Origin of the sequence: Streptosporangium sp. NPDC087985 (genome assembly GCF_044741965.1) — a bacterium.
Classification (GTDB): Bacteria; Actinomycetota; Actinomycetes; order Streptosporangiales; family Streptosporangiaceae; genus Streptosporangium.
In genome coordinates this window covers 914,396-937,875 of the sequence record NZ_JBIUTQ010000001.1, presented here as the reverse complement: position 1 = coordinate 937,875, position 23,480 = coordinate 914,396, and the positions used below count along the sequence as shown (strand labels likewise).

Sequence of the window (23,480 nt, the reverse complement as noted above, 5' to 3'; positions counted from 1 at the left end):
TCCACCGAGGAGATCTCGGGCTCCGGCCCCGGGGAGGATGTCAACGTGGCGCCTCCGTCATGGGGAGGCGGAGGTCGACCACCTGCTCCGCCCAGGAGGAGCGGACCCAGGCGTGCCGGGGGTCGTCACTGAAGGCCATGGACCGCTTCGGGGAGGGCCCCGCCAGCACGTTGAGGTAGTAGAGGTCGTAGCCGGGGGCCGCCATCGACGGGCCGTGGTAGCCGTGCGGGACGAGCACCGCGTCGCCCCCCGCCACCTCGGCCAGCGTGTCGTGCGTGCCGTAGACCCGCTGGTAGCCGGGGCCGCCCTCGAAGTAGTAGATCTCCTCCAGCACGGCCTCGTACCCGGAGGCGGTGTCGTGCTTGTGCGGCGGGTAGGACGACCAGTTGCCGCCGGGGGTCAGCACCTCGACCGCGATGAGCTTGTCGCAGTCGAAGGCGTCCGGGGCGCAGAAGTTGTTCACCTGGCGGCTGGCCTGGCCGGCGCCGCGTATCTCGACCGGGACCTCGCGCGCCGGGCCGTACCGGACGGGGAAGCTCCTGCTCGCCCGGGCCGCGGGGAACGCGAAACGGCCGGTGCCGGTGATCCGGGCGGTCGCGCCGACGGGCAGGTAGGCGAAGTCGCTGACCGCCTGGAAGACCGAGGCCCGGCCGTGGAGCGTGAGCCGTACTCCCTCGCACTCGACCACACAGGATCCCGACAAGGGCAGGACCAGCATCTCCTCGTCGCCCGTGGTGAACTCCACGCTCTCGCCGGACAGGCAGAGCAGCCGGAGCCCGGCGTAGGCCCACCCGGCCGACTCCGGGGTGATCAGTAGCGCCCAGGGGGCCAGCGCCGTGCTGCCGGCGGGAATGAAGGTCATGACCTCTCCTCCTCTCGCGGGCCGCCGGGACGTGATGTTCCGGCACCGTGTCCGCACGGTCGCTCGCTCATGTAGCCTCCAGCATCGCCGCGGCGGTGTCGACGGCGTTGCCACGTCGGCTGCTCCGCGCCGAGCACGGCTCCCACCTCGTCGAGGGTGGGCATCGCGGGCGCGCAGGCCAGCCGTCCCGCGACGATCGCGCCCGCGGCGTTGGCGAAGCGCAGCGTGTCCGCGAGCGGCCAGCCTTCGAGCAGCCCGTGGCAGAGCGCCCCGCCGAAGGCGTCCCCCGCGCCGAGCCCGTTGACCACCTCGATCGGCACCGGCGGCACCTCCGCCGTCTCGTCCGAGGTCATGCCGAGGACCCCGCCGCCGCCCTGTTTGACGACCGCCAGCTCGACGCCGGCCTCCAGCAGCGCCTTGGCCGCCTCGTACGGCCTGCGCGTGCCGGTGGCGACCTCGACCTCGTCGAGGTTGCCGACCGCCGCGGTGACCTGGCCGAGCGCCCTGCGCACCTGGGCACGGGCCGCCGTCATGCTCGACCAGAACATCGGACGGTAGTCGAGGTCCAGCACCGTGTACGGCCTGCGCCCCCGCACCCGCCAGGCGGCGAAGTGCGCGCTCCTGGACGGTTCCTGGGACAGGCCGGTGACGGTCGCCCAGAACAGCCGGGTCGCGGCGATGACGGGAAGGTCGAGCTCGTCGGGGAGGATCTCCAGGTCAGGGGCCTTGGGATAGCGATAGAAGTAGAGCGGGAAGTCCTCCGGGGGCCGGATCTCGCAGAACGTCACCGGGGTGGGCAGACCCGGCACCGCGGTGACGTAGCGGTCGTCGACCCCGTACTCGCGCAGCGCGTCGTGGACGAACAGGCCGAACGGGTCGGCCCCGGTGCGGGTGATCACCCCGCTGGAGCGGCCCAGGCGGGCGGCGGCCACGGCCACGTTGGTCGGGCTGCCGCCCAGATACTTGCCGAAGGTCTCCACCTCCCGCAGGGACAGCCCCACCTGCAGCGGGTAGATGTCCACCCCGACCCGTCCCATGGTCAGGACCTCGATCATCGCGCACCTCCAGTGTGGAGCCCCCGGGCCTCAGCCGTGGGGAGGCTCTCCGGCAGGCCTCTCCGGAGGGGGCGCACCGGCGAGCCCCCTCAGATACGCCAGGCTCGTGCGGACGTTCTCCTTGGGGTCGGCGTCGCTCATGGAGCCCAGGACGACGTCCTGTTCCAGGACGTACCACCCGTCGTATCCGGCGGCGGTCAGGCCCGTGACGATGCCGGAGACGTCCACGTCACCGTGGCCGAGCGGGCGGTAGAGCCCCTTCCCGACCGCCTGGGTGTAGGACAGCTCACCCGCCCCGACCAGCTCGGCGAGCCCGGCGTCGACGTCCTTGAGGTGGACGTGCGCGATCCGCTCCGCGACACGGGCGACCAGCTCGCCGGGGTCCGTGCCGCCGATGAGCAGGTGGCCGGTGTCCAGGCAGAGCGGGACCGCGCTGCCGTCGAGCACCCGCTCCACTTCGCCGGGGCCCTCCACCACGGTCCCCACATGCGGGTGCAGGGTGACCGTGATGTCGAACTCCCCGGCGTTCCTGAGGATCCGGGCCAGGTTGGCCGTCAGGGTCTTCCAGCCTCGCGCCTCCAGGGCGGGTCTGGCGTCGTAGCTCTCGCCGCCGGTGGCGGCGGCCAGCACGATCACCTCGATGCCGCCGTCCCTGAAGGCGCGCATCGCGGCCCGCACCTCCGGGAGCGGGTCGTGGTGAGGGTCGTGCAGCACCACGGGGACGAACCCGCCGACCGCGCGCAGGCCGTACGCGGCGAGCAGGGAGCGGCAGCGTGACGGCGAAGGCGGCAGGAACCCCTGAGGCCCCAGCTCGGTGGCCGTGAGGCCCAGCTCCCGCATCTCTGCGAGAACCTGCTCGCGGTCGAGCTGCAGGCCCCAGTCAGGGGCCTCGCAGACACCCCAGGAGATCGGTGCACCAGCCGTCTTCAACGGACCACCTCCGTCATGTGTACAGGACGTCCTTCGTGTCGGGAGAGTTCGGCGGCCTCCGCGAGGTAGAGCGCGGCCAGCGCGTCCTCGACGGTGCAGGGGCTCTCCGTCTCTCCGCGTGCGGCGCCGAGGAACGCGCCGAGCTCGGCGACGTAGGCGGCCTCGAACCTGCTGGCGAAGTCCGGCCACGGCTCGCCCGGCGGCTGCAGTCCCTCGGCGCTGGTCAGCGGCGTGCGCGGATCGAGGCCGACCGCCTGGGTCCTGCGGGTGCCGGCCAGTTCCATCCGCACGTCGTACCCGGCGCCGTTGTAGCGGGAGCCCTGCAGGGTGACCAGCGTGCCGTCGTCCAGCGTCAGCAGCGCGGCGCTGTTGTCGACGTCGCCGACCTCGGCGAAGATCGCCTCGCCCCGGTTGGAGCCGGTCGCGTAGACGGTGTCGGCCTCGCGGCCGGTGACCCAGCGCAGGATGTCGAAGTCGTGGATGTGGCAGTCGCGGTAGATGCCGCCGGACGTCGGGATGTAGCCGGGAGCGGCTGGCCGGGGATCGGCGGTGATCATGTGTACCCGGTGCAGCGTGCCCAGGTCGCCGCCGCGCAGAGCGTTCCTGGCCTGCACATAGCCAGGGTCGAAGCGGCGCTGGAATCCGATCTGCACGACCGTCCCGCTCTGCCTGGCCGCCTTGAGCACCCGGAGCGTGTCCTCCACGCCCGTCGCGACCGGCTTCTCGCAGAACACCGGCACCCCCTGGGCACAGGCGCGCATCAGGAGCTCGGCGTGGGTGGCCGTGGGGGTGGCGATGACCACGGCGTCGGTGTCGAAGGCGTCCCCCACCCTGGCGCCCAGTCCGGCGGCGACCTCGGCCGCCCGCGCTCCGTCCGCGTCGGCCACCACCAGCTCGTCGACCCAGGAGTGCGCCGCCAGCGTCGCGGCGTGGAACGCCCCGATCCGGCCGAGCCCCAGCAGACCAACACGCATGACACCTCCGAGGAGATAGCGGCTGACCTTCAGTTCTAACAGAACTAAGCGGAAGAATCGAAAGTAGTCATGATTTGTCAGAACATATAGATGATCTATCGGTCCGAGACGCGCGTCGTCGCCGTCAACCGCGTGGGTGCGCCGCGAAGGCACGGATGGCCTGGTCCGCGCGGTGGACGGGGAGTCGGGCGAAGCCCATGACCAGGGCGGGCGGCCCCGGGGAGCTGCGCATCGGGCCCACCGGGTCGGCGGCGAGGCCGCAGGCCTGGGCCGTCGCGGCCTCCGACCGTTCGTCCCAGCCACCGGGCAGCTCGGCGAACAGGTGCAGTCCAGCGGAGACACCGTGCACCGTGACCTCGGGGAGGTGCTCGGCCAGCGCCCGTACCAAGGCGTCGCGCCGGGCGCGGTACTCCCGGCGCATCCTCCTCAGATGCCGGTCGTAACCGCCGGTCCCGATGAGGTGCGCCAGCACGTACTGCTCCAGGACCGGCGATCCCAGGTCCAGTTCGCCGCGGGCCAGCCGTACCGACTCGGCGATCCCGGGCGGAGCCACCACCCAGCCCAGCCGGAGTCCCGGGGCCAGGGACTTGCTCACGCTCCCCGCCAGAACCACCCGGTCGGGGGCGAGCCCCTGCAGACAGCCCACCGGATCGCGGTCGAACCGGAACTCCGCGTCGTAGTCGTCCTCAAGGATCATCGCACCGGTCGCGGTGGCCCACTCGATCAGCTCGGCGCGGCGTCGGGGGGAGAGCACCACTCCTGTGGGGTACTGGTGGGCGGGGGTGAGCAGTACGGCCCGCACCCCGGACATGGCCAGGGCCGCGACGTCGACGCCCTCCCCGTCCACCGGGACCGCGACCAGGTCGGCCCCCGCCGCGCGGAGCAGCGGGAGCTGGCGCAGGCTGCCCGGATCCTCGACGGCCAGCCGGACCCGGCCGGAGGACGGCGCCGGATACGCGATCCGGTCGACGGACCGGTTCAGGTCGTGGCCGGCCCCGCCCTCGGGGAGTTGCCCTGCGAGCGCCCGGACCGTCAGGCTCAGTCCCTGCGCCACCCCGCCCACGATCACCAGGTTGCCGGGGCTGACATCCGCCGCGCGGACCCTTCTCAGGTAGGCGGCCAGTTCCTCGCGCAGGTCCGGGACGCCACCGGGGTCGCCGTAGTCCAGTCCGTCTGCGGGCAGGGTGGCGAGTACGTCCCTGATCGAGGCGAGCCACCGCTCGCGAGGGAAGGCGCCCAGGTCGGGAGAGGTGGGGCGGTGCCCGTAGTAGGGCTCACGGGCGGGCGGCAGGGGATCGCGAGTGGCCGCCACCGGCCTGCCCGCCGCCGGCGCCACGCTGGTGCCGGCGCCGACCCGCGCGACAAGGAAGCCCTCCGCGACGAGTTGTTCGTAGGCCTCCACGACCACGCCGCGCGACAGCCCGAGGTCCCTGGCCAGCTCCCGGCTCGCGGGCAGCCGCTCGCCCGCCACCAGCCTGCCCTGTCGTACGGCCTCCCGCAGCTCACGGGCGATCTGCCCGGCGATCCCCCCCGCCCCCCGGTCGACGGTCAGATGCAGGTCGGCCAATTGGTCCTCTTTTTCAGCGCTTCATTGGACCCGTGAGGGGAGCCATTGCCTTCCTAGCATTGCCGACATGAGCGCGGATGTCAGCACTGCCGCCCCTCGGACACGCACCCGCGGCCTGGTCCAGGCTGCGGGGGCCATGTTCCTGGTGGGCACCCTGGCCGGGGTGTCCGGCATGATCCAGAGCTACCCGGTCTATGGCGGCCAGGCCCTCCGCTACCTGCTCGGTGCCGCCGTCCTGCTCACCGTCACCCGGGTCGCGGGCCTGCGTTCCGTACGGCTCACGCCCCGCGAGAGCGCGCTGCTGGCCGCGCTGTCGCTGTTCGGATTGGTGATCTTCAACATCTGCGTGATCGAGGCCACCCGGCACGGCGGTCCCGCCCTGGTCGGCACCGTGCTCGGCACCGTTCCCCTGGCGCTGGCCCTGCTCGGCGGCCGTCCCTCGCCACGCGTCCTCGGGGCGGCGACGGTGGTGGTGACCGGTGCGACGCTGGCCACCGGGCTGGGCAGCGGTGACCTGCCGGGGCTGATGTGGTCGCTGGGCGCGCTGTTCTGCGAACTCTGCTTCTCGCTGCTGGCCATCCCGCTGCTGCCCAGGCTGGGGGCGGTCCGCGTCTCGGCCTACTCGGCCGCACTGGCCGTGCCGCTGCTGACCGTCGCCGGCCTGCTCCTCGACGGCACCGCGATGCTGCGCGTGCCGACCCTCCCCGAGGCCCTGGGCCTCGGCTACCAGGCGATGATCGTGACCGCCGTGGCTTTCTTCCTCTGGTACGACGCGCTGCCCCGGATCGGCGCCGGGACGGCGGGGCTGTTCGCCGGGCTGATCCCGGTCGGCGCCATCACCACCGGGGTGGTCCTGGGCCTGGGCACGCCGTCCGTGCCCGACCTGCTCGGGGCCGTCCTGGTCGTGGCCGGGATCGCGATCGGCCTCAGCGGCGCCGGTCCGCCTCCGCCTGCGGCAGGCTCGCACGCTGCTGGGGGACGTCGATTTTCTCCGGGGCGTCGTCCTGCGGCGAAACGTCGAGCTGCTGCGGGTGCTGGTGCGCCGGGGGCTCCGGCCAGCTCACCGGCCACTCGGGAGGCTGCCCGTTGATCTCCCTGATGTTCCTTAGCGTGATGACGATCAACGACACGGTGAGGCCGGCGATGATGATAATCCCCACGATCGCAAGCATGACGATGTTGCTGCTCATAATGGTGTTACCGATGTCCATGATGCCCTCCGGCTCCACCGGATACGCGGCCCTGTCTCTTTCCAGCTTCCTCTGTGTCTTCGGGCACATGGGAAGAGGGGACGCCATGGGCGGCTAATGCTTCTCCCAAATAATTATTTTTCATCTCATACCACCCTGCCGTCCGCGATACGAGGCGAGACGCCTCCCCCTCCGGACCTCGGCGACCTCGCGCGATCGGGAGGCCGTACCCTCTAGGGACCGAAGGCTCCCCGCACGGAGGATCGAAGACGATGCCCGAGTTCGACTACACCGACCTGCTCCCCATGGGACCGGATGAGACGCGATACCGTCTGATCAGCGCCGAGGGGGTGCGCGTGGTCGAGGCTGCGGGCCGCAGGTTCCTGGAGGTCGACCCCGAGGCGCTCCGGCTGCTGACCGAGACGGCGATTCACGACATCTCCCACTATCTCCGGTCGTCTCACCTCGCCCAGCTCCGCAAGATCATTGACGACCCCGAGTCCAGCGGGAACGACCGCTTCGTCGCCCTCGACCTGCTGAAGAACGCCTCGATCTCGGCCGGCGGGGTGCTCCCCATGTGCCAGGACACCGGCACCGCCATCGTGATGGGCAAGCGCGGTCGCCACGTCCTCACCGACGGCGCCGACGCCGAGCACATCTCGCGCGGCGTCTACGACGCCTACACCAAGCTCAACCTGCGCTACTCCCAGATGGCCCCGATCACCATGTGGGAGGAGCGGAACACCGGCTCCAACCTCCCCGCGCAGATCGAGCTCTACGCCGAGGACCCCGGCGGCCACGCGGACGAGTACAAGATGCTGTTCATGGCCAAGGGCGGCGGCAGCGCCAACAAGTCGTTCCTCTACCAGGAGACCAAGGCGGTCCTCAACGAGAAGCGGATGCTCCAGTTCCTGGAGGAGAAGATCCGTTCCCTCGGCACCGCCGCGTGCCCGCCGTACCACCTGGCCGTCGTCGTCGGCGGCACCTCCGCCGAGTTCGCCCTCAAAACGGCCAAGTACGCCAGCGCCCGCTACCTGGACACCATCCCCACCGAGGGATCCCCCAGCGGTCACGGTTTCCGCGACACCGACCTGGAGGCCAAGGTCTTCGAGCTCACCCAGAAGCTCGGCATCGGCGCGCAGTTCGGCGGCAAGTACTTCTGCCACGACGTCCGCGTCATCCGCCTCCCCCGCCACGGCGCCTCCTGCCCGGTCGCCATCGCGGTCTCCTGCAGCGCCGACCGCCAGGCCCTGGCCAAGATCACCTCTGAGGGGATCTTCCTGGAGCAGCTGGAGACCGACCCGGCGAGGTTCCTCCCCGAGACCACCGACGAGCACCTGTCGGACACCGTCGTGGACATCGACCTCAACCGTCCGATGCGGGAGATCCTCGCCGAACTCACCAAGTATCCGGTGCGGACCCGGCTGTCCCTGACCGGTCCCCTGGTCGTCGCCCGTGACATCGCCCACGCCAAGATCGGTGAGCTCCTCGACGCCGGCGGCGAGATGCCGCAGTACCTCAAGGACCACGCGGTCTACTACGCCGGCCCCGCCAAGACCCCCGAAGGCTACGCCTCCGGCTCCTTCGGGCCCACCACCGCCGGCCGCATGGACTCCTACGTCGAGCGCTTCCAGGCCGCGGGCGGATCCATGGTCATGCTCGCCAAGGGCAACCGCTCCAAGCAGGTCACCGACGCCTGCGCGACCCACGGCGGCTTCTACCTCGGCTCCATCGGTGGCCCCGCCGCCCGCCTCGCCCAGGACTGCATCAAGAAGGTCGAGGTCCTGGAGTATCCCGAACTCGGGATGGAGGCCGTCTGGAAGATCGAGGTCGAGGACTTCCCCGCGTTCATCGTGGTGGACGACAAGGGCGAGGACTTCTTCGTTGATCCGGCCGGTCCGGTCCTCTCCATCGGGCGCCGATGACCCGCCGGCCGTAACCGGCCCGCCCTGTTGGTTGAATGGCCGGATGGACGAGCTTCAGGCCCGCGCGAGGTTCCAGGCCGCCCGGGTCGCCCGGCTGGCCACGGCGGACGCCCGGTGCACACCGCACCTCGTGCCCGTCACCTTCGACGTGGACGGTGACACGGTCGCCTTCGCGGTCGACCACAAGCCCAAACGCACGACCGACCTCCGCCGCCTGCGCAACATCGCGGCCAACGACCGGGTGTGCCTGCTGGCCGACCACTACGACGACGACTGGTCGCGGCTCTGGTGGGTACGCGCCGACGGGAGAGCCCGGATAGCCGAGGAAGGGGCGGCCAGGGAACGGGCCGTCGCCCGTCTGACGGAGCGCTACCCGCAGTACCGCGACCACCCGCCGCAGGGCCCGGTGGTCCTCATCGAGGTGGAGTCCTGGACGGGCTGGTCCTACGAGGGCGGGTAGCGGCGGACGGCCGCGACGCCGGACGCGCGGGCCCTGCCGGCGGCGGCCTGGCCGGGGTGTCGCACCACCACGGCGGTGCGGTTGCCCCGGCGACATTCCGGGGCTCTGTGTGCCCGTCAACGGGATGAATGTCACGCAGTGCTTATCAACAGTTACGAGCATGAAAATCTGACTGAAGAACGCAAGAAGATTCGGCCCGGTCTCTACTGGTCGCATTACGCAAATAGGTAAGCTGCCCCACATGCGTGCGCCGTCCGGATACCTCCTTGCAGCGCGTTACCGGCTGTCAGAACCGGTTGGGCGCGGCGGCATGGGCACCGTCTGGCGGGCGTACGACGAGTTGCTGGGCCGCGAGGTGGCGGTCAAGGAGGTGCGGCTTCCTCTCGTTCTCGACGAGGAGCTGAGGGCGGAGCTGTGCGCCCGGACCGAACGCGAGGGCCGGGCGACCGCGATGGTCGCCCACCCTTCGGTGATCACCGTCTTCGACGTCGTCACCGAGGACGAGCGTCCCTGGATCGTGATGGAGCTGCTCCGGGCCAGGTCCCTGGAGCAACTCCTCCAGGAACGGGGCCCGTTGCCGCCCCGCCAGGTGGCGGAGATCGGGCGGCAGGTCCTGGGCGCGCTGCGGGCCGTGCACGCCAAGGGAATCCTGCACCGCGACGTCAAGCCCAGCAACGTCCTGGTGACCGACGACCGGGCGGTGCTCACCGACTTCGGTCTGGCCGCGCTCGAAGGCGACGTGTCGATCACCCAGGCGGGCATCGTGCTCGGCTCTGCCGGATACATCGCCCCCGAGCGCGTGCTGGGCGCCAAGGCCCACCCTTCCGCCGACCTGTGGTCGCTCGGCGCGACCCTCTACACCGCCGTCGAAGGCCGCGGCCTGCACGGACGCCGTACGGCTGCCGCCGCACTGGCGGCCCTGACCAGCGGTGAGCCCATTCCGATGGAGAGGGCCGGCCCGCTGACCCCGGTGCTGCAGGGCCTGCTCACGATCGATCCGAACAGCCGGCTCGACTCGGTGCGCGCCGCCATGATGCTCGCCCGGGTGGCGGCCGGCGTAACGGCCGAGGAGCCGTTCGCCCGGAGCACGAGCAGGCCGGTCAGGAACTCCGCCACGATCACCGTCCCCTCGTTCAGCCGACGGCCCTCGCATCGCGGGATGCACCGGGTCGGCTCCGCACCGGTCCCCGACCCGCTGCCGGTGTCGACTCCGGTGCCGCATCCCCGGGGACACCGGCGTCCGGCCGAGGGGGTGCACCGCAAGTCGGTGGAACGACCACCCGTTCAGCGCCCGTTCATCCGGTTCTTGACGCCTTTCATCCGGTTGATGCTCCCGCGCCTTCTATGGCCGAGAGAACTTCGTAAGCGCGGATAAAGCGTTCCTCAAGAAGGATAGATATCTTCTTCTCATGCCGGAACAGCAGACGCGCGTGCTCGCTGACCGCTACGAGCTGGTCGCACCGATCGGCAGGGGCACCATGGGCACCGTTTGGCGTGCCTTCGACCGTGCCCTGGGCCGCGAGGTCGCGATCAAGGAGATCCGCCAGGAGTCCGGGCTCAGCGGGGCGCAGCGCGCCGAACTCCGCGAGCGGATGATCCGTGAGGGTCGTACGGCTGCCCGCATCAGCCATCCCTCCGTGGCCACCGTCCACGATGCGATCATCGAGAACGGCAGCCCGTGGATCATCATGGAGCTAGTGCAGGCACGCTCCCTGGAGCAGGTGGTCGAGGAGGAGGGCCCGCTGCCGCCCCGGCTGGTCGCCGAGATCGGCGCGGACCTTCTCGGGGCGCTGCGCGCCGCCCACGCCCAGGGGGTGCTGCACCGCGACGTCAAGCCCGGCAACGTGCTGATCACCGAGAGCGGCAGGGTGGTGCTCACCGACTTCGGCATCGCCAAGGCCGAGGGCGACACCAACCTCACCAAGACCGGCATGGTGATCGGCTCTCCGGGATACACGGCGCCCGAGCGGGCTCGCGGGGAGCACACCGGACCGGAGTCGGACCTCTGGTCGCTCGGGGCCACCCTGTACTTCGCGGTGGAGGGCCGGCCGGCCTACGAACGGTCCACGGTGGCGGAGACCCTCGCCGCGCTGATGACCGACAGAGCCGACCCCCCGGTCCAGGCCGGACCGCTCCGTCCCGTGCTCGAACAGCTCCTGGAGCGGGACCACACGGTACGGCTGGCGGCCGCCCAGGCCGCGGTGATGCTCCGGACCGTGGCCGACACTCCGTCCACGTCCGCGTTCGCCTCCGCGCCGGCCCCCGTCGCCCCACCGGCACCGGCTCCCGGTGCCTCGCACAGACCGGCTCCCCGGCCCGTCGTCCCACCGGTACCGGCTCCCGTGAACCCCGTACCGGCTCCCCCGCCCGTCATCCCCCCGGCGGACGAGGAGTTCGACGCCGACCGCACCATGCTGGTCATCCGTCCCAAGAGTGGCCTCCCCCTCCCCCCCGGGGGCCCGGTGCCCGGCCCCCGCGTGGTGCCCCCGGCGCCGCCGCCACCTCCGCCACCCGCTCCGGACTCGGGGCAGAGGCCGCCCGCCGTACCGCCGCGGGGGTTCCCCGGCGCGGTGAGACCGGCCATGGAGGACACGCCGGCGCGCGGGGTCCCCGAGCCGCCGGGAATCCCCGGCGGCGATCCCCCTCGTCCGGCGGGACTGGAGACGCCCGGCCGGGGCGACGCGCGGTATCCGGGCCTGGGGACCGACCTGTTCGCGATCGCGGGACAGGGCGGCAAGGGCGAGCAGACGACCACACCGGCCAGGACCAGGGTCGGCCTGATCGTCCTCATGGGCGTGGCGGCCGTCTCCCTGGTGGCCATAGTGATCCTGGCGTTCGCGGCCTGGCGCTGAACCTCCGCTTTATCACCCAGGACGCAGACTGGACCCATGAGCGACTATCGGATCGAGCATGACTCGATGGGTGAGGTGCGGGTCCCGGCGGATGCGAAGTGGCGGGCGCAGACCCAGCGGGCGGTGGAGAACTTCCCCATCTCCGGGCGCGGGCTGGAGAGCCCGCACATCGCCGCCCTCGGCCTGATCAAGGCGATCGCCGCCGAGGTCAACGCCGGGCTGGGGGTGCTGGACAAGGAGCTGGCCCAGGCCATCGCCGAGGCCGCCACCGACGTCGCGGAGAACGAGTGGGACGACGAGTTCCCCATCGACCTCTTCCAGACCGGCTCCGGGACCTCCTCCAACATGAACGCCAACGAGGTGATCGCCACGCTGGCGGAGGAGCGGCTGGGCCGTCCCGTCCACCCCAATGACCACGTCAACGCCTCGCAGTCCTCCAACGACGTCTTTCCCACCTCCATCCACGTCGCCGCCACGACCGAGGTGACCTATCACCTCATCCCGTCCCTGAGGCACCTGGCCACCGCGCTCCGGGACAAGTCACTGGAGTTCGACCAGGTGGTCAAGGCGGGCAGAACCCATCTGATGGACGCCACCCCGGTCACACTCGGCCAGGAGTTCGGCGGGTACGCCACCCAGATCGACAACGCCATCGCCCGGGTGCGCAGCTCGATCCCCCGTCTCGCCCAGCTCCCGCTGGGCGGTACCGCCGTCGGCACCGGTGTCAACACCCCGGCCGGCTTCGCCTCCCAGGTCATCGAGAAGCTCCGGGAGGCCACCGGGCTCCCGTTCTCCGAGGCTCCCGACCACTTCGAGGCCCAGGGGGCCCGGGACGCCGTCGTGGAGCTCTCCGGCCAGCTCCGCACGGCCGCGGTCTCACTCAACAAGATCGCCAACGATCTCCGCTGGATGGGGTCGGGCCCGCGCGCCGGACTCGGTGAGATCAACCTGCCCGACCTCCAGCCCGGCTCGTCGATCATGCCCGGCAAGGTGAACCCGGTGATTCCCGAGGCCGTGTGCATGGTGGCCGCGCAGGTCATCGGGAACGACACGACGATCGCCTTCTCCGGAGCCTCGGGCAACTTCGAGCTCAACGTGATGCTGCCGGTCATCGCCCGCAACGTGCTGGAGTCCATCCGGCTGCTCGCCAACGCCTCCCGGCTGCTCGCCGACCGCTGTGTCCACGGCATCACGGCCAACGCCGACCGCCTCCGTGAGTACGCCGAGTCGTCGCCGTCGATCGTCACGCCGCTCAACCGGTACGTCGGCTACGAGGAGGCCGCCAAGATAGCCAAGCAGGCTCTGGCGGAGCGCAGGACCATCCGCGAGGTCGTCATCGAGCGCGGCCACGTCGCCCGGGGCACCCTCACCGAGGAGCAACTCGACGCCCTCCTCGACGTGCTGTCCATGACCCGGCCGCCGTCGTAGGACGGAGCACCGGAGAAGACGCGGGCCGTCATCCGCCGTCCCGTCGCCTCGCGATGACGGTCCTCGCAGGAGAGCCGCCTCGCACACATAGATAACCTCAGGACTATGGGGGCTGGCGACATGGGCCGGGATTCGGCTGATTGCCTAGATTCGGCAGCATGATTGACCTAACGGGGCGGCAGGCCGTGGTGACCGGAGCGGGCAGCGGGATCGGGCGTGCCTGCGCGCAGCGGCTGGCCGCGGCCGGAGCGCATGTGGTGGTGGTGGACATCGACGCCGAGGCCACGGTGAAGGTGGCCACGGAGGTCTCCGGGACACCGGTCGTCGCCGACCTGTCCGCGCCGGACTTCGTGAACGCGCTCCCCGCCGACGTGGACATCGTGGTGAACAACGCCGGATTCCAGCATGTGGCGCCGATCGAGGAGTTCCCGCCGGAGGTCTTCGCGAAGATCATCAAAGTCATGGTGGAGGCACCGTTCCTGCTGGTCAGGGCCACTCTGCCGGGTATGTACGAGCGAGGCTGGGGGCGTGTCGTCAACATCTCGTCGGTCCACGGGCTCCGCGCCTCGCCGTACAAGTCGGCGTACGTCACCGCCAAGCACGCGCTCGAAGGGCTGTCAAAGGTCATCTCCCTGGAAGGCGCACCGCACGGCGTCACCTCCAACTGCGTGAACCCCGCCTACGTCCGCACCCCGCTGGTGGAGGACCAGATCGACGCCCAGGCCGAGGCCCACGGAATCGGCAGGGACGAGGTCGTCGAGCGGATCATGCTGGCCCCCGCCGCGATCAAACGCCTGATCGAGCCCGGGGAGGTGGCCGAGCTGGTCGCCTACCTGTGCGGCCCGCACAGCTCGTTCATCACGGGGACTTCCCTGCCCGTGGACGGCGGCTGGATGGCACGCTGAGCCGCGACGCGCGGCGTGGCCATAAGATCGCCATGAGATCGCCATGAGAATGGAAGACATGAGCGCACGGGTCTTTCTCGAACTGCTGGCCAGAGAGGCGTCGGCGGTGGAGTTCGAGGGGCCCATCCTGGCGGCCCGGACCGGCGGGGTCGACGCGGCGACGCTGGCCGAGCTGGAGGACGCCAAGCTCGCCGCGCTGAAGGTGCGGGCGCTGCTGCGGCGCAGGGCCAAGCGCGAGGCCGAGCTGTCGGCGCTGTTCGACACCGCCGGTGACCTGGCCGGGCTGCGCGACCTCGACGCCGTGCTGGAGGCCATCGTGCACCGGGCCAGGCAGCTCCTGGGCACCGACGCCGCCTACATGACGCTGCACGACCCCGAGCGCGGCGACACCTGGATGCGCGTGACGGACGGGTCGGTCTCGGCCAAGTTCCGTTCGATCCGGCTGCCCATGGGCGCCGGTCTCGGCGGGCTGGTGGCCCAGACCGCCACGCCGTACTCGACGGCCGACTACTTCGCCGACGAGCGCTTCCGCCACAAGTTCGACATCGACGACGCGGTGCACGAGGAGGGCCTGGTCGCCATCCTGGGCGTCCCTCTCAAGCTGGGCGCGCGGGTCATCGGGGTGCTGTTCGCGTCCAACCGGAGCGTACGGCCCTTCACCCAGGACGAGGTGGTGCTGCTCGGTTCGCTGGCCGCGCACGCGGCGGTGGCGATCGACAACGCCCGGCTGCTGCAGGAGACCCGGAGCGCCCTGGAGGAGCTCAGCGAGGCCAACCGGCAGATGAACGCGCACAGCGCGGCCGTGGAGCGGGCCGCGCTCGCGCACGACCGGATGACCGGGCTGGTGCTGCGCGGCGGCGGGGTCGAGGGCGTCGCCGCCGTGGTCACCGAGGTGCTCGGTGGCTCACTGGTCGTGCTGGACGACACCGGGCGGCCGATCGCCGGAGACGCGAGCGGGCTGACCGGGGACATTCCGGAACGGGAAGGCGGGCCCGCGGACGCCGGCCGGGAGCCCGAGGCGACCGCGGCCATGATCGCGGATGCCGCGCAGACGTCCCGGACGCTGGGCCGTACCGTCAGGAAGGGCAACCTGCTGGTCGCCTCGGTGGACGTGGGCGCGGAGCCACTGTGCACGCTCGTGCTGCGGGCCGAAGGGCAGGTCGCGGACACCGACCAGCGCATCCTCGAACGGGCCGCGCTGGTCACCGCGCTCCTGCTGCTCTTCCGGCGCACGGTGGCCGAGGCGGAGGGCCGGGTCAGGGGCGAACTGCTCGACGACCTGATCTCCCGTCCCGGCCTCGACGGCCTGGGCCGGCGGGCCCGGCGGGTCGGGGTCGACCTGGATGCCGAGCACGTGGTGGTCGTGGTCCGCCACGGCGGCCAGCGCGAGCGTGCCGCCTTCTGGGCCTCGTCCCAGGCCACGATGAGCCACGGTCTGGCGGCCCTGCGCGGGGACGAGGTGGTGCTGTTCCTCCCCGGCGACAGACCCGGCCACCTGGCCAAACGGGTGGCGGCCGAGCTCAGCCTCTCCCTTGGCCATCCCGCCACGGTGGGCGCCTCCGGACCGGTGCGCGGCCCGGCCATGATCGCCGCCGCCCACCGCGAGGCACAGCGCTGCGCCGACGCGCTGCTGGCCCTGGGCCGGGCCGGTGAGGGCGCGAGCGCCGCCGAGCTGGGTTTTGTCGGGTTGCTCATCGGCGACGGACGCGACATCGAGACGTTCCTCGGCTCGGCGCTCGGCCCGGTGATCGACTATGACGCCCGCCGGGGCACCGCCCTGGTCCGCACTCTCACCGCCTACTTCGGCTCCGGCGGCTCGCTCTCCCGCACGGCTGACGCCCTCCACATCCACGTGAACACCGTCACCCAGCGGCTGGACAGGATCGCCCAGCTCCTCGGCGCCGACTGGCAGGAGCCGGATCGCGCCCTGGAGATCCAGCTCGCCCTCCGCCTGCACCGCCTCAGCCGCTGACCGCCCCGGGGCCGCTCCCCGGCACGTGACCGGCCATACGGACCGTGCGGCCGTACGGTCATGCCGTCCACCGGCGACTATTCCGCACGGTAATCCCACGTATCCACATAGACCGGTCAGCCGATATGGCGGCCGAGGCCATAGGAGTGACGCCGGTCACTACGTACCGTGAGCCAACATCCCCCCCAAAAGCGATACCCCTTGGTGAGTGAGATGTCAGAGAAAACACGGACCCCCATCGGGAAGATCGTCGCAGCCAGCCTGGTCGGCACGACGATCGAGTGGTACGACTTCTTCCTGTACGGCTCCGCCGCCGCACTGGTCTTCCCCGCCCTCTTCTTCCCCGAATCCGACCCCCTCACCGGTACCCTGCTGGCCTTCCTCACCTACGCGGTCGGCTTCGTCGCCCGGCCCCTGGGCGCGCTGGTCTTCGGCCACTACGGTGACCGGCTCGGCCGCAAGAAGCTCCTGGTCGTCAGCCTGCTGATGATGGGCGTCGCGACCTGCCTGATCGGCTGCCTGCCGACCTACACGGCGGTCGGCGCGCTGGCCCCGCTGCTGCTGACCGCGCTCCGGCTCGTCCAGGGCTTCGCCCTCGGCGGCGAGTGGGGCGGCGCGGTGCTCATCGTCTCCGAGCACGGCGACACGGAGCGGCGCGGATTCTGGGCCTCCTGGCCGCAGTCCGGCGCTCCGGGCGGCAACCTGCTGGCCACCGCGGTCCTCGCGGTCCTGGCCGCCGTCCAGACCGACGAGGCGTTCCAGAGCTGGGGCTGGCGCATCCCGTTCCTGCTGTCGGGTGTCCTGGTGGTGATCGGCCTGTGGATCCGGCTGTCCATCAGCGAGTCGCCGATCTTCCAGCAGGCCGTCGCCAACGCCGAGCCCACCAGGAGCATGCCCATCGTGGAGGTCTTCCGGCACCACTGGCGGGACGTGATCACCGCGATCGGCGCCCGCTTCGCGGAGAACGTCTCCTACTACGTGATCACCGCGTTCGTGCTGGTGTACGCGACGACCTCGGCCGGACTGTCCAAGCCCATGGTGCTCAACGCGGTGCTGATCGGGTCCGCCGTCCACTTCTTCTCGATCCCCATGTGGGGCGCGCTCTCCGACAGGCTCGGCCGCCGCCCCGTCTACCTGCTCGGCGCGGCCGGGGTGGGCCTGTGGTCCTTCGCGTTCTTCCCGCTGATCGACACCAAGGACTTCGCCGCGGTCACCCTGGCGGTGACGGTCGGTCTGATCCTGCACGGCGCGATGTACGGCCCGCAGGCGGCGTTCTTCTCCGAGCTGTTCGCCACGAGGATGCGCTACTCGGGCGTGTCGATCGGCGCCCAGCTCGCCTCGATCATCGCCGGCGGCCTGGCCCCGCTGATCGCGGTGGCCCTGCTGCAAGCCTACGAGTCCGCGTTCCCGGTCATGCTCTACGTGGTCGGCGCGGCCGTGGTCACCCTGGTCACCGTCGCCGTCTCCCGGGAGACCAGGGGCCGTGACCTCGCCAACCTCGACGGAACCGCGGACACCCCCGCATCCTCCACAACCTCCTGAAACCGTACGGAGAACACTTGATGCGCCTCGACAACCGGCGGGTACCCACCGCCCGGATCACCCAGAACGTGCTGTCGGTCAGCGAGACCGGGGGTGAGGTGGTGCTGTTCGTGCACGGCAACGTGTCGAGCGCCGCCTTCTGGCGGGAGACGCTGCTCGCGCTGCCCGACGGCTACCGGCCACTCGCGGTGGACCTGCGCGGCTTCGGCGACACCGATCCCGCACCGGTCGACGCCACCCGTGGCCTGCGGGACTACTCCGACGACGTGCTCGCCCTGATCGACGCCCTCGCCCTTCCCGGCGTGCACCTGGTGGGCTGGAGCATGGGCGGCGGGGTGGTGCTCCAGGCGCTGCGCGACCGGCCGTCCGCGGTGAGGAGCGTGACGCTGGTCAACCCGGTCTCCCCGTACGGCTTCGGCGGCACGCACGGGCCCGACGGCGCGCTGAACCATCCCGACGGGGTCGGCGGTGGAGCGGGGGCGGCCAACCCCGACTTCGTGAAGCTGCTGGCGGCCGGAGACCGTTCCGGCGACTCCCCGCTGTCGCCGAGGAGCGTCTTCCGGAGCACGTACGTCAAGGCCGGGGCGGTGTTCAGGGACGAGGACGAGGACACCTTCGTGGAGTCGATGCTCTCCACGAAGATCGGCGAGGACCACTATCCGGGTGACGCCGTCGCCTCCGAGGTGTGGCCGGGGGTCGCCCCCGGGTCCCGGGGAGTGCTCAACGCGATCGCGCCCACGCACTTCCGGCTCGACGACCTGGAGGCGATCGACTCCAGGCCGCCGATCCTGTGGATCAGGGGTGAGGCCGACGTGATCATCTCCGACACCTCGATGCTCGACCTGGCCCACCTGGGTGCCCTCGGCGTCGTCCCCGGCTCGCCGGGGACCCCGGCGCAGCCGATGGTCACCCAGACCCGGACCGTGCTCGAACGGTACGGAAACCACAGCGAGGTCGTCCTCGACTGCGGCCACAGCCCCCACATCGAACGGCCGGAGGAGTTCCGCGCCGCCCTCATCGACCACCTCAGGCGGAGCTGACCGGATACCCGCACCGGACGGGTGTCAGCTCGGCAGGTAGCGCTCCCGCACGGCCCGGACGAGCCGGGCCGTGCTCCGGGCCCCGGGGATCCGCAGCGCGACGCGTCTGAGCAGCGAACGCCGGGGCTCGGGCGCTCCCGCGGCGGAGCCGCGGATCTCCACCCGGCCACCGCGGCCCATTCCGACCTTGAAGCGGAGCTCGACCTCCTTGTCGTCCACCCGCAGGAACGGCACCCAGTCACCCGGAGAGAGAGCACCGTCGCGGCGGGTCAGCCGGATGGGGACCTTGGCGACCAGCCGCCCGGGGTGCTGCCCGGGCACGCCCGGCTCGACCAGGGCGGGCGCGCAGACCTCCTCGCGATCCCCGCGCAGCGCGGGGCGCAGCACGAGCTCGGCGGGCGGCCCTCCGCTCGGCGGCACGTACGGCACGGGCACGACGACGAAGACATGCTCGCGCTGCCGGGTGATCGTCGCCCCTGCCGAGACCAGGACGATCGACTCGGCGAACGAGCGAGGCTCCACGCAGATGCCCAGCTCACCCTGGTCCGACCACCAGGGGATGACCAGCCGCTTGGAGTAGTCGGCCAGCACGCCGGTGCAGTTCAGCGGGGAGCCGGTCACCCGGGTGCGCACGTGGTGGGCTCCGCCGTACATGCGCACGTGGATCTCCCAGAGCCCGGGAGGCAGCGGGTGACCGAGCGCGGCGGAGGCGACGTCCAGCCTGGCCGCGCCCGTCACCTGCAGCCTGACCCCGTTACGGTGGCGCGAGCGCATCATCGAGCAGGCCACCGGGAGGAAGTAGACCAGCCCGGTGTCCTCGTGCCTGACGTAGACCTCGAAGCGGGCCCGTGCGGCGGCCTGGGAGACGTCGGCCAGCTCGGGGTTGAGGCGGAGCCCGTCGAGGGGCACAGGCGGTTCCCAGAGCAGGCCGTCCTCGCCGTACGGCACGAAGCGGGTCGGGGCCCCGTCACCGCGCACGATCTCCACGGTGAGCCCCATGATGAACGTGCCGTCCTCCCAGACGACGTTTCTGAGGTCGGCCTGCAGCCGGGTGCCGCGCATGGCCTCGGCCAGCACGACCAGCTGGTCGAGCCGGCCGGCGCGGAGCAGGGCGGCGCGGGCACGGAGGTGAACGGGCAGGTAGCGGTCGAGGCGCGGGGGGAATCGCTGGACGGTCAGTTCGCGCAGGGTCGTGAAGGTGGCCGCCCGCTCCTTGGCCGAGGCCGAGGCGAATCGGCCTCCGCCGAACCGGCGCAGCACCGAGGTACGGAACCAGTGCGCGTACATCCGGTCGCGCTGGCGTCCCGCGGGGACCTCGACGTCGATGATGTCGAGCAGTTCACGCAGCTCGGCGCCCCGGACATAGGGGTCTCCCGGCGGTTCCGGCCGCTCCTCGACATGGCAGCAGACCTGGTCGGCCAGGATGGCGATGACCTTGGCCCGCAGGTAGGACCGGATGGCGAAGGCCTGCTCGGACAGACGTCCGCCGAGGTCGGGGAAGCTCAGCGCCTCGGCGTCCAGGAAGGTCCTGCGGTAGAGCTTGTGCGGGGTGAGAAGTGAGAGCAGCCGGTCCCTGAAGATGTCGGCGCGCTCCCGGTTGCCCTCGAACACGGTGGAGGGCGGGCCCTGGTCGTTGACCAGCCTCCCGATGAGGATGTCGGCGTCGGTCTCGACCGCCCGCGCGTACATCCGCTCCAGGGCGACCCGCTCCAGGCGGTCCGTCTGCTCCATCAGGTACACGTACTCGCCCTTGGCGATCGCCATACCGATGTTGCGCGCGCGCGCCGGTGAACTGTCGGGGCCCAGATGGAGCACCCGCACGTTCGGCCGCACCGCCGCGACGGAATCAAGACGCTGCTGGATCCCGTCGTCCGACCCGTCATCGGCGAAGATGACCTCGTACTCCTCCGAGGACATCGACTGCTCCAGCACCGAACGGATACACGCGTCGGCGCTATCACCGGGGTTGTGCACCGGCACCACCACGCTGACCTTCACATCCATACGGCCAAGCGTGCGATGCCCGGGGCCGGGAGACGGCCAGACTTGCCGAGTCCTGGTGTCTCAGTACCAGCCCTTGGCCTGGGAATGGCCCCAGGCACCACATGGCGTGCCGTAGCGGCCCTTGATGTAACTGAGCCCCCACTCGATCTGGGTGGCCGCGTTGACCTGCCAGTCATTGCCGGCGCTGGCCATCTTGTGGCCGGGGAGAGACTGGGGGATGCCGTAGGCCCCGCTGTAGCGGTTCATCGCCCGCTCGTTCCAGCCGCTCTCCTTCATCCAGAGCTTCTCCAGGCAGCCCCACTGGTCGCCCCAGCCGCGCGCCTCCAGCATCCGCTTGCCCAGCGCCTTGTTGCCGGTCGGGTTGGCGGTGCCCGGCGGGAGTGTCTGTGGATCGAAGCCGCCGCCGCCGGGCGCCTGCTTGGGGATCACGATCGGGTCCAGCGCCTTGCGCTTGCCGCGCTGGGCCGCCAGCTTGTCCGCCCTGAGCGCCTGGGCCGCCTGGGCCTTCAGGATGTCGGCCTCCGGATCGGGACCGAAGGGGTCGCCGCCGAGCATCTTCGACAGTTCGTCCAGGCTGAGCGCCGGGGTCGCCGGGGCGGAGGCGTTCTGGATCGCGGTGTAGACGGTGAAGCCGCCACCTCCCACGAGGATCACGGCCGTGGTGCCGAGGATGAGGGCGCGCTTGGGGGTCAGCCATCCCCGCTTCCTGACCTTGGCCTGCTTGGCCGTACGGCGGGGGCGGGGAGCTGAGCGCTCCTTCACGTGCGGTGGTCCTGAACTCACGACCTATGAGCTTGCCGTGGACAGGGGGGTGGTCCGCAACCCGAACGGAAGAGTTGATTGGGGTTCCTTGGCACGCCCACTGAGTTTTTTGCCGCCTATTGACTGGTTACCTGGTCTTTCTTGATATTTGGCGACGTAGATGTGATTTTCGTCACATATTCAGGCAAGGGTCGCCCCGGCGTGCCCCCGTGCCGGGGGAAGCCCCTGCTCAGGCTCTCAGCCGGCTGAACGTGATCATCACGGGCGAGGGCGCGATCATCAAGGAGGGTCTCGCCCAGATCACCTGCACCATCAGGCAGAACAAGCAGGAGAGCATCTGGAGCGTCGAGGTCACCCGGCTGTTCCCGGGCGCCCCGGAGTCGCTCGGCGAGCACACCTGCTTCGAGTATCGGAAGCTCGCGGCGGAGGGCGTGCGCCTTCCCCGTGACCGGGCGGGATCCCGCTCCCGCGATCGGCCGGACAGCGCCTTCCGGGGGAGCGGGATCCGCGGCCTACATCGTGACGTCCTCCAGCATCTCCGTGACCAGGGCGGCGATCGGCGAACGCTCCGAGCGGGTCAGCGTGACGTGCGCGAACAACGGATGGCCCTTGAGCTTCTCCACCACCGCCACCACGCCGTCGTGCCTGCCGACCCGGAGGTTGTCGCGCTGGGCGACGTCGTGGGTGAGCACGACCCGGGAGTTGGCCCCGATCCGGCTCAGCACCGTCAGAAGCACCCCGCGCTCCAGCGACTGCGCCTCATCCACGATCACGAAGGCGTCGTGCAGGGAACGGCCGCGGATGTGGGTGAGCGGGAGCACCTCCAGCATGCCCCGGTCCATGACCTCCTCGATCACCTCGGGCGTGGTGACCGCGCCCAGGGTGTCGTAGACGGCCTGCCCCCACGGGCTCATCTTCTCGTTCTCGGAGCCGGGCAGGTAGCCCAGCTCCTGACCGCCCACGGCGTACAGCGGGCGGAAGACGATGACCTTGCGGTGCTGGCGGCGCTCCAGTACGGCTTCCAGACCCGCGCAGAGGGCGAGGGCGGACTTGCCGGTGCCCGCCCTGCCGCCCATCGACACGATGCCGACCTCGGGGTCCATCAGGAGGTCGAGTGCGATGCGCTGCTCGGCGGAACGGCCGTGCAGGCCGAACACCTCCCGGTCGCCGCGGACCAGCCGCACCGATTTGTCGGGCAGCACCCGGCCCAGTGCCGAACCCCGGCTGGACAGCAGCCGCAGGCCCGTGTGGGTGGGCAGGTCACGGGCGTCGGCCAGATCGGCGGTGCCGTGCTCGAAGAGCGTCTCGACGTCTTCCGCGGTCACCTGGAGCTCGGCCATGCCGGTCCAGCCGGACTCGAACACCAGCTCGGCACGGTACTCCTCCGCGGCGAGGCCGATGGAGGCGGCCTTGACCCGCAGCGGCAGGTCCTTGGAGACCAGCACCACGTCGCGTCCCTCCGCGGCGAGGGTCCGCGCCACGGTGAGGATGCGGGTGTCGTTGTCGCCGAGCCGGAAGCCGACGGGCAGGATCGATGGGTCACTGTGGTTGAGCTCGACCCGTAGGTAGCCCTCGCCGATCGGCATGGGCTCGTCCAACCGCCCGTGTGTCACCCTCAGGTCGTCAAGGTATCTCAGCGCCTTGCGCGCGAAGTATCCGAGCTCTGGATGATGGCGTTTGCCCTCCAACTCGGTGATGACGACGATCGGGAGGACGACCTCATGCTCGGCGAAGCGGCTCATCGCCGCTGGATCCGCCAGCAGTACCGAGGTGTCCAGGACGTACGTACGCCGGCTGGTGACCGGCGACGTGGGTGAGGACGAAGGGTTTGCCACGCGTTCTCCCCCGGGCGCCATACGGGGCGCCCTGCCATGAGCTGGGATGCGGACCGGACCCGGGCCCACGCTCGCGGCTTGCCGAGGGGGTGCCGGTATCCGGCCCTCCTTGGCAGTCGTGACGCAAAGGCGGGCCCTCTCCGGAGTAGGCGGGCTGTGCCCACCTACTTGTTACGG

Annotated in this window: 19 protein-coding genes; 11 read left to right on the top strand and 8 right to left on the bottom strand. The window is 70.9% G+C overall.

Features of this window, described 5'->3' with window-relative positions; all coding sequences use genetic code 11:
- Positions 1 to 40 precede the first annotated feature (40 nt).
- The 5 genes from iolB to ACIN94_RS04520 form a co-directional block, all read right to left on the bottom strand.
- Positions 41 to 862, bottom strand: coding sequence for a 5-deoxy-glucuronate isomerase (iolB, locus tag ACIN94_RS04540; RefSeq protein ID WP_400699581.1), 822 nt, complete (start codon positions 860 to 862; stop codon positions 41 to 43).
- Positions 859 to 1,917, bottom strand: coding sequence for a 5-dehydro-2-deoxygluconokinase (iolC, locus tag ACIN94_RS04535; protein ID WP_400699578.1), 1,059 nt, complete (start codon positions 1,915 to 1,917; stop codon positions 859 to 861). Before iolC ends, iolB begins: the two co-directional genes overlap by 4 nt.
- Before the next feature lie 30 nt (positions 1,918 to 1,947).
- A complete protein-coding gene (locus ACIN94_RS04530) occupies positions 1,948 to 2,847 on the bottom strand; it encodes a TIM barrel protein (RefSeq protein ID WP_400699575.1) in 900 nt (299 codons plus the stop codon).
- Positions 2,844 to 3,821, bottom strand: a complete 978-nt coding sequence (locus tag ACIN94_RS04525) for a Gfo/Idh/MocA family oxidoreductase (protein ID WP_400699573.1) — start codon at positions 3,819 to 3,821, stop codon at positions 2,844 to 2,846. The genes ACIN94_RS04530 and ACIN94_RS04525 overlap by 4 nt, the downstream gene beginning before the upstream one ends.
- Positions 3,822 to 3,945: 124 nt before the next feature.
- Positions 3,946 to 5,388 (bottom strand): PLP-dependent aminotransferase family protein, encoded by a 1,443-nt coding sequence (locus ACIN94_RS04520; protein ID WP_400699570.1) that lies wholly within the window; start codon positions 5,386 to 5,388, stop codon positions 3,946 to 3,948.
- A gap of 67 nt (positions 5,389 to 5,455) precedes the next feature.
- Between ACIN94_RS04520 and ACIN94_RS04515 the strand changes: the two genes are divergently transcribed.
- From ACIN94_RS04515 to ACIN94_RS04465, 11 genes are all read left to right on the top strand, one after another.
- Positions 5,456 to 6,478 (top strand): DMT family transporter, encoded by a 1,023-nt coding sequence (locus ACIN94_RS04515; RefSeq protein ID WP_400699567.1) that lies wholly within the window; start codon positions 5,456 to 5,458, stop codon positions 6,476 to 6,478.
- Positions 6,479 to 6,501: 23 nt separating this feature from the next.
- Positions 6,502 to 6,696, top strand: a complete 195-nt coding sequence (locus ACIN94_RS04510; protein ID WP_400699564.1) for a hypothetical protein — start codon at positions 6,502 to 6,504, stop codon at positions 6,694 to 6,696.
- Positions 6,697 to 6,850: 154 nt separating this feature from the next.
- Entirely contained in the window at positions 6,851 to 8,503 is a 1,653-nt protein-coding gene (locus ACIN94_RS04505; protein ID WP_400699561.1) for a fumarate hydratase, read from the top strand.
- 43 nt (positions 8,504 to 8,546) lie between these two features.
- Positions 8,547 to 8,963, top strand: a complete 417-nt coding sequence (locus ACIN94_RS04500) for a TIGR03668 family PPOX class F420-dependent oxidoreductase (protein ID WP_400699558.1) — start codon at positions 8,547 to 8,549, stop codon at positions 8,961 to 8,963.
- 241 nt (positions 8,964 to 9,204) lie between these two features.
- The gene (locus ACIN94_RS04495) at positions 9,205 to 10,338 is read left to right on the top strand and encodes a serine/threonine-protein kinase (protein ID WP_400699555.1); all 1,134 of its coding nucleotides are present in this window, start codon (positions 9,205 to 9,207) and stop codon (positions 10,336 to 10,338) included.
- A gap of 34 nt (positions 10,339 to 10,372) precedes the next feature.
- Entirely contained in the window at positions 10,373 to 11,815 is a 1,443-nt protein-coding gene (locus tag ACIN94_RS04490) for a serine/threonine-protein kinase (protein WP_400699553.1), read from the top strand.
- Between the two features lie 36 nt (positions 11,816 to 11,851).
- Complete coding sequence (locus ACIN94_RS04485; RefSeq protein WP_400699550.1) at positions 11,852 to 13,243, top strand: class II fumarate hydratase; 1,392 nt, start codon at positions 11,852 to 11,854, stop codon at positions 13,241 to 13,243.
- Between the two features lie 158 nt (positions 13,244 to 13,401).
- On the top strand, positions 13,402 to 14,148 hold the full coding sequence (locus tag ACIN94_RS04480) for a 3-hydroxybutyrate dehydrogenase (RefSeq protein WP_400699548.1): 747 nt from the start codon (positions 13,402 to 13,404) through the stop codon (positions 14,146 to 14,148).
- A 58-nt stretch (positions 14,149 to 14,206) separates the two neighbouring features.
- Positions 14,207 to 16,120, top strand: a complete 1,914-nt coding sequence (locus ACIN94_RS04475) for a helix-turn-helix domain-containing protein (protein ID WP_400699546.1) — start codon at positions 14,207 to 14,209, stop codon at positions 16,118 to 16,120.
- Between the two features lie 213 nt (positions 16,121 to 16,333).
- Positions 16,334 to 17,662 (top strand): MFS transporter, encoded by a 1,329-nt coding sequence (locus ACIN94_RS04470; RefSeq protein ID WP_400699543.1) that lies wholly within the window; start codon positions 16,334 to 16,336, stop codon positions 17,660 to 17,662.
- Positions 17,663 to 17,682: 20 nt separating this feature from the next.
- Positions 17,683 to 18,702, top strand: coding sequence for an alpha/beta fold hydrolase (locus tag ACIN94_RS04465; protein WP_400699540.1), 1,020 nt, complete (start codon positions 17,683 to 17,685; stop codon positions 18,700 to 18,702).
- 24 nt (positions 18,703 to 18,726) lie between these two features.
- Here ACIN94_RS04465 and ACIN94_RS04460 read toward each other — a convergent pair whose 3' ends face one another.
- The 3 genes from ACIN94_RS04460 to ACIN94_RS04450 all read right to left on the bottom strand — a co-directional run bounded on the left by ACIN94_RS04460 (position 18,727) and on the right by ACIN94_RS04450 (position 23,324).
- Entirely contained in the window at positions 18,727 to 20,706 is a 1,980-nt protein-coding gene (locus ACIN94_RS04460; RefSeq protein WP_400699538.1) for a glycosyltransferase family 2 protein, read from the bottom strand.
- A gap of 60 nt (positions 20,707 to 20,766) precedes the next feature.
- On the bottom strand, positions 20,767 to 21,468 hold the full coding sequence (locus ACIN94_RS04455; RefSeq protein WP_400699535.1) for a lytic transglycosylase domain-containing protein: 702 nt from the start codon (positions 21,466 to 21,468) through the stop codon (positions 20,767 to 20,769).
- A gap of 512 nt (positions 21,469 to 21,980) precedes the next feature.
- Positions 21,981 to 23,324 (bottom strand): PhoH family protein, encoded by a 1,344-nt coding sequence (locus ACIN94_RS04450; RefSeq protein WP_400699532.1) that lies wholly within the window; start codon positions 23,322 to 23,324, stop codon positions 21,981 to 21,983.
- Positions 23,325 to 23,480 lie beyond the last annotated feature (156 nt).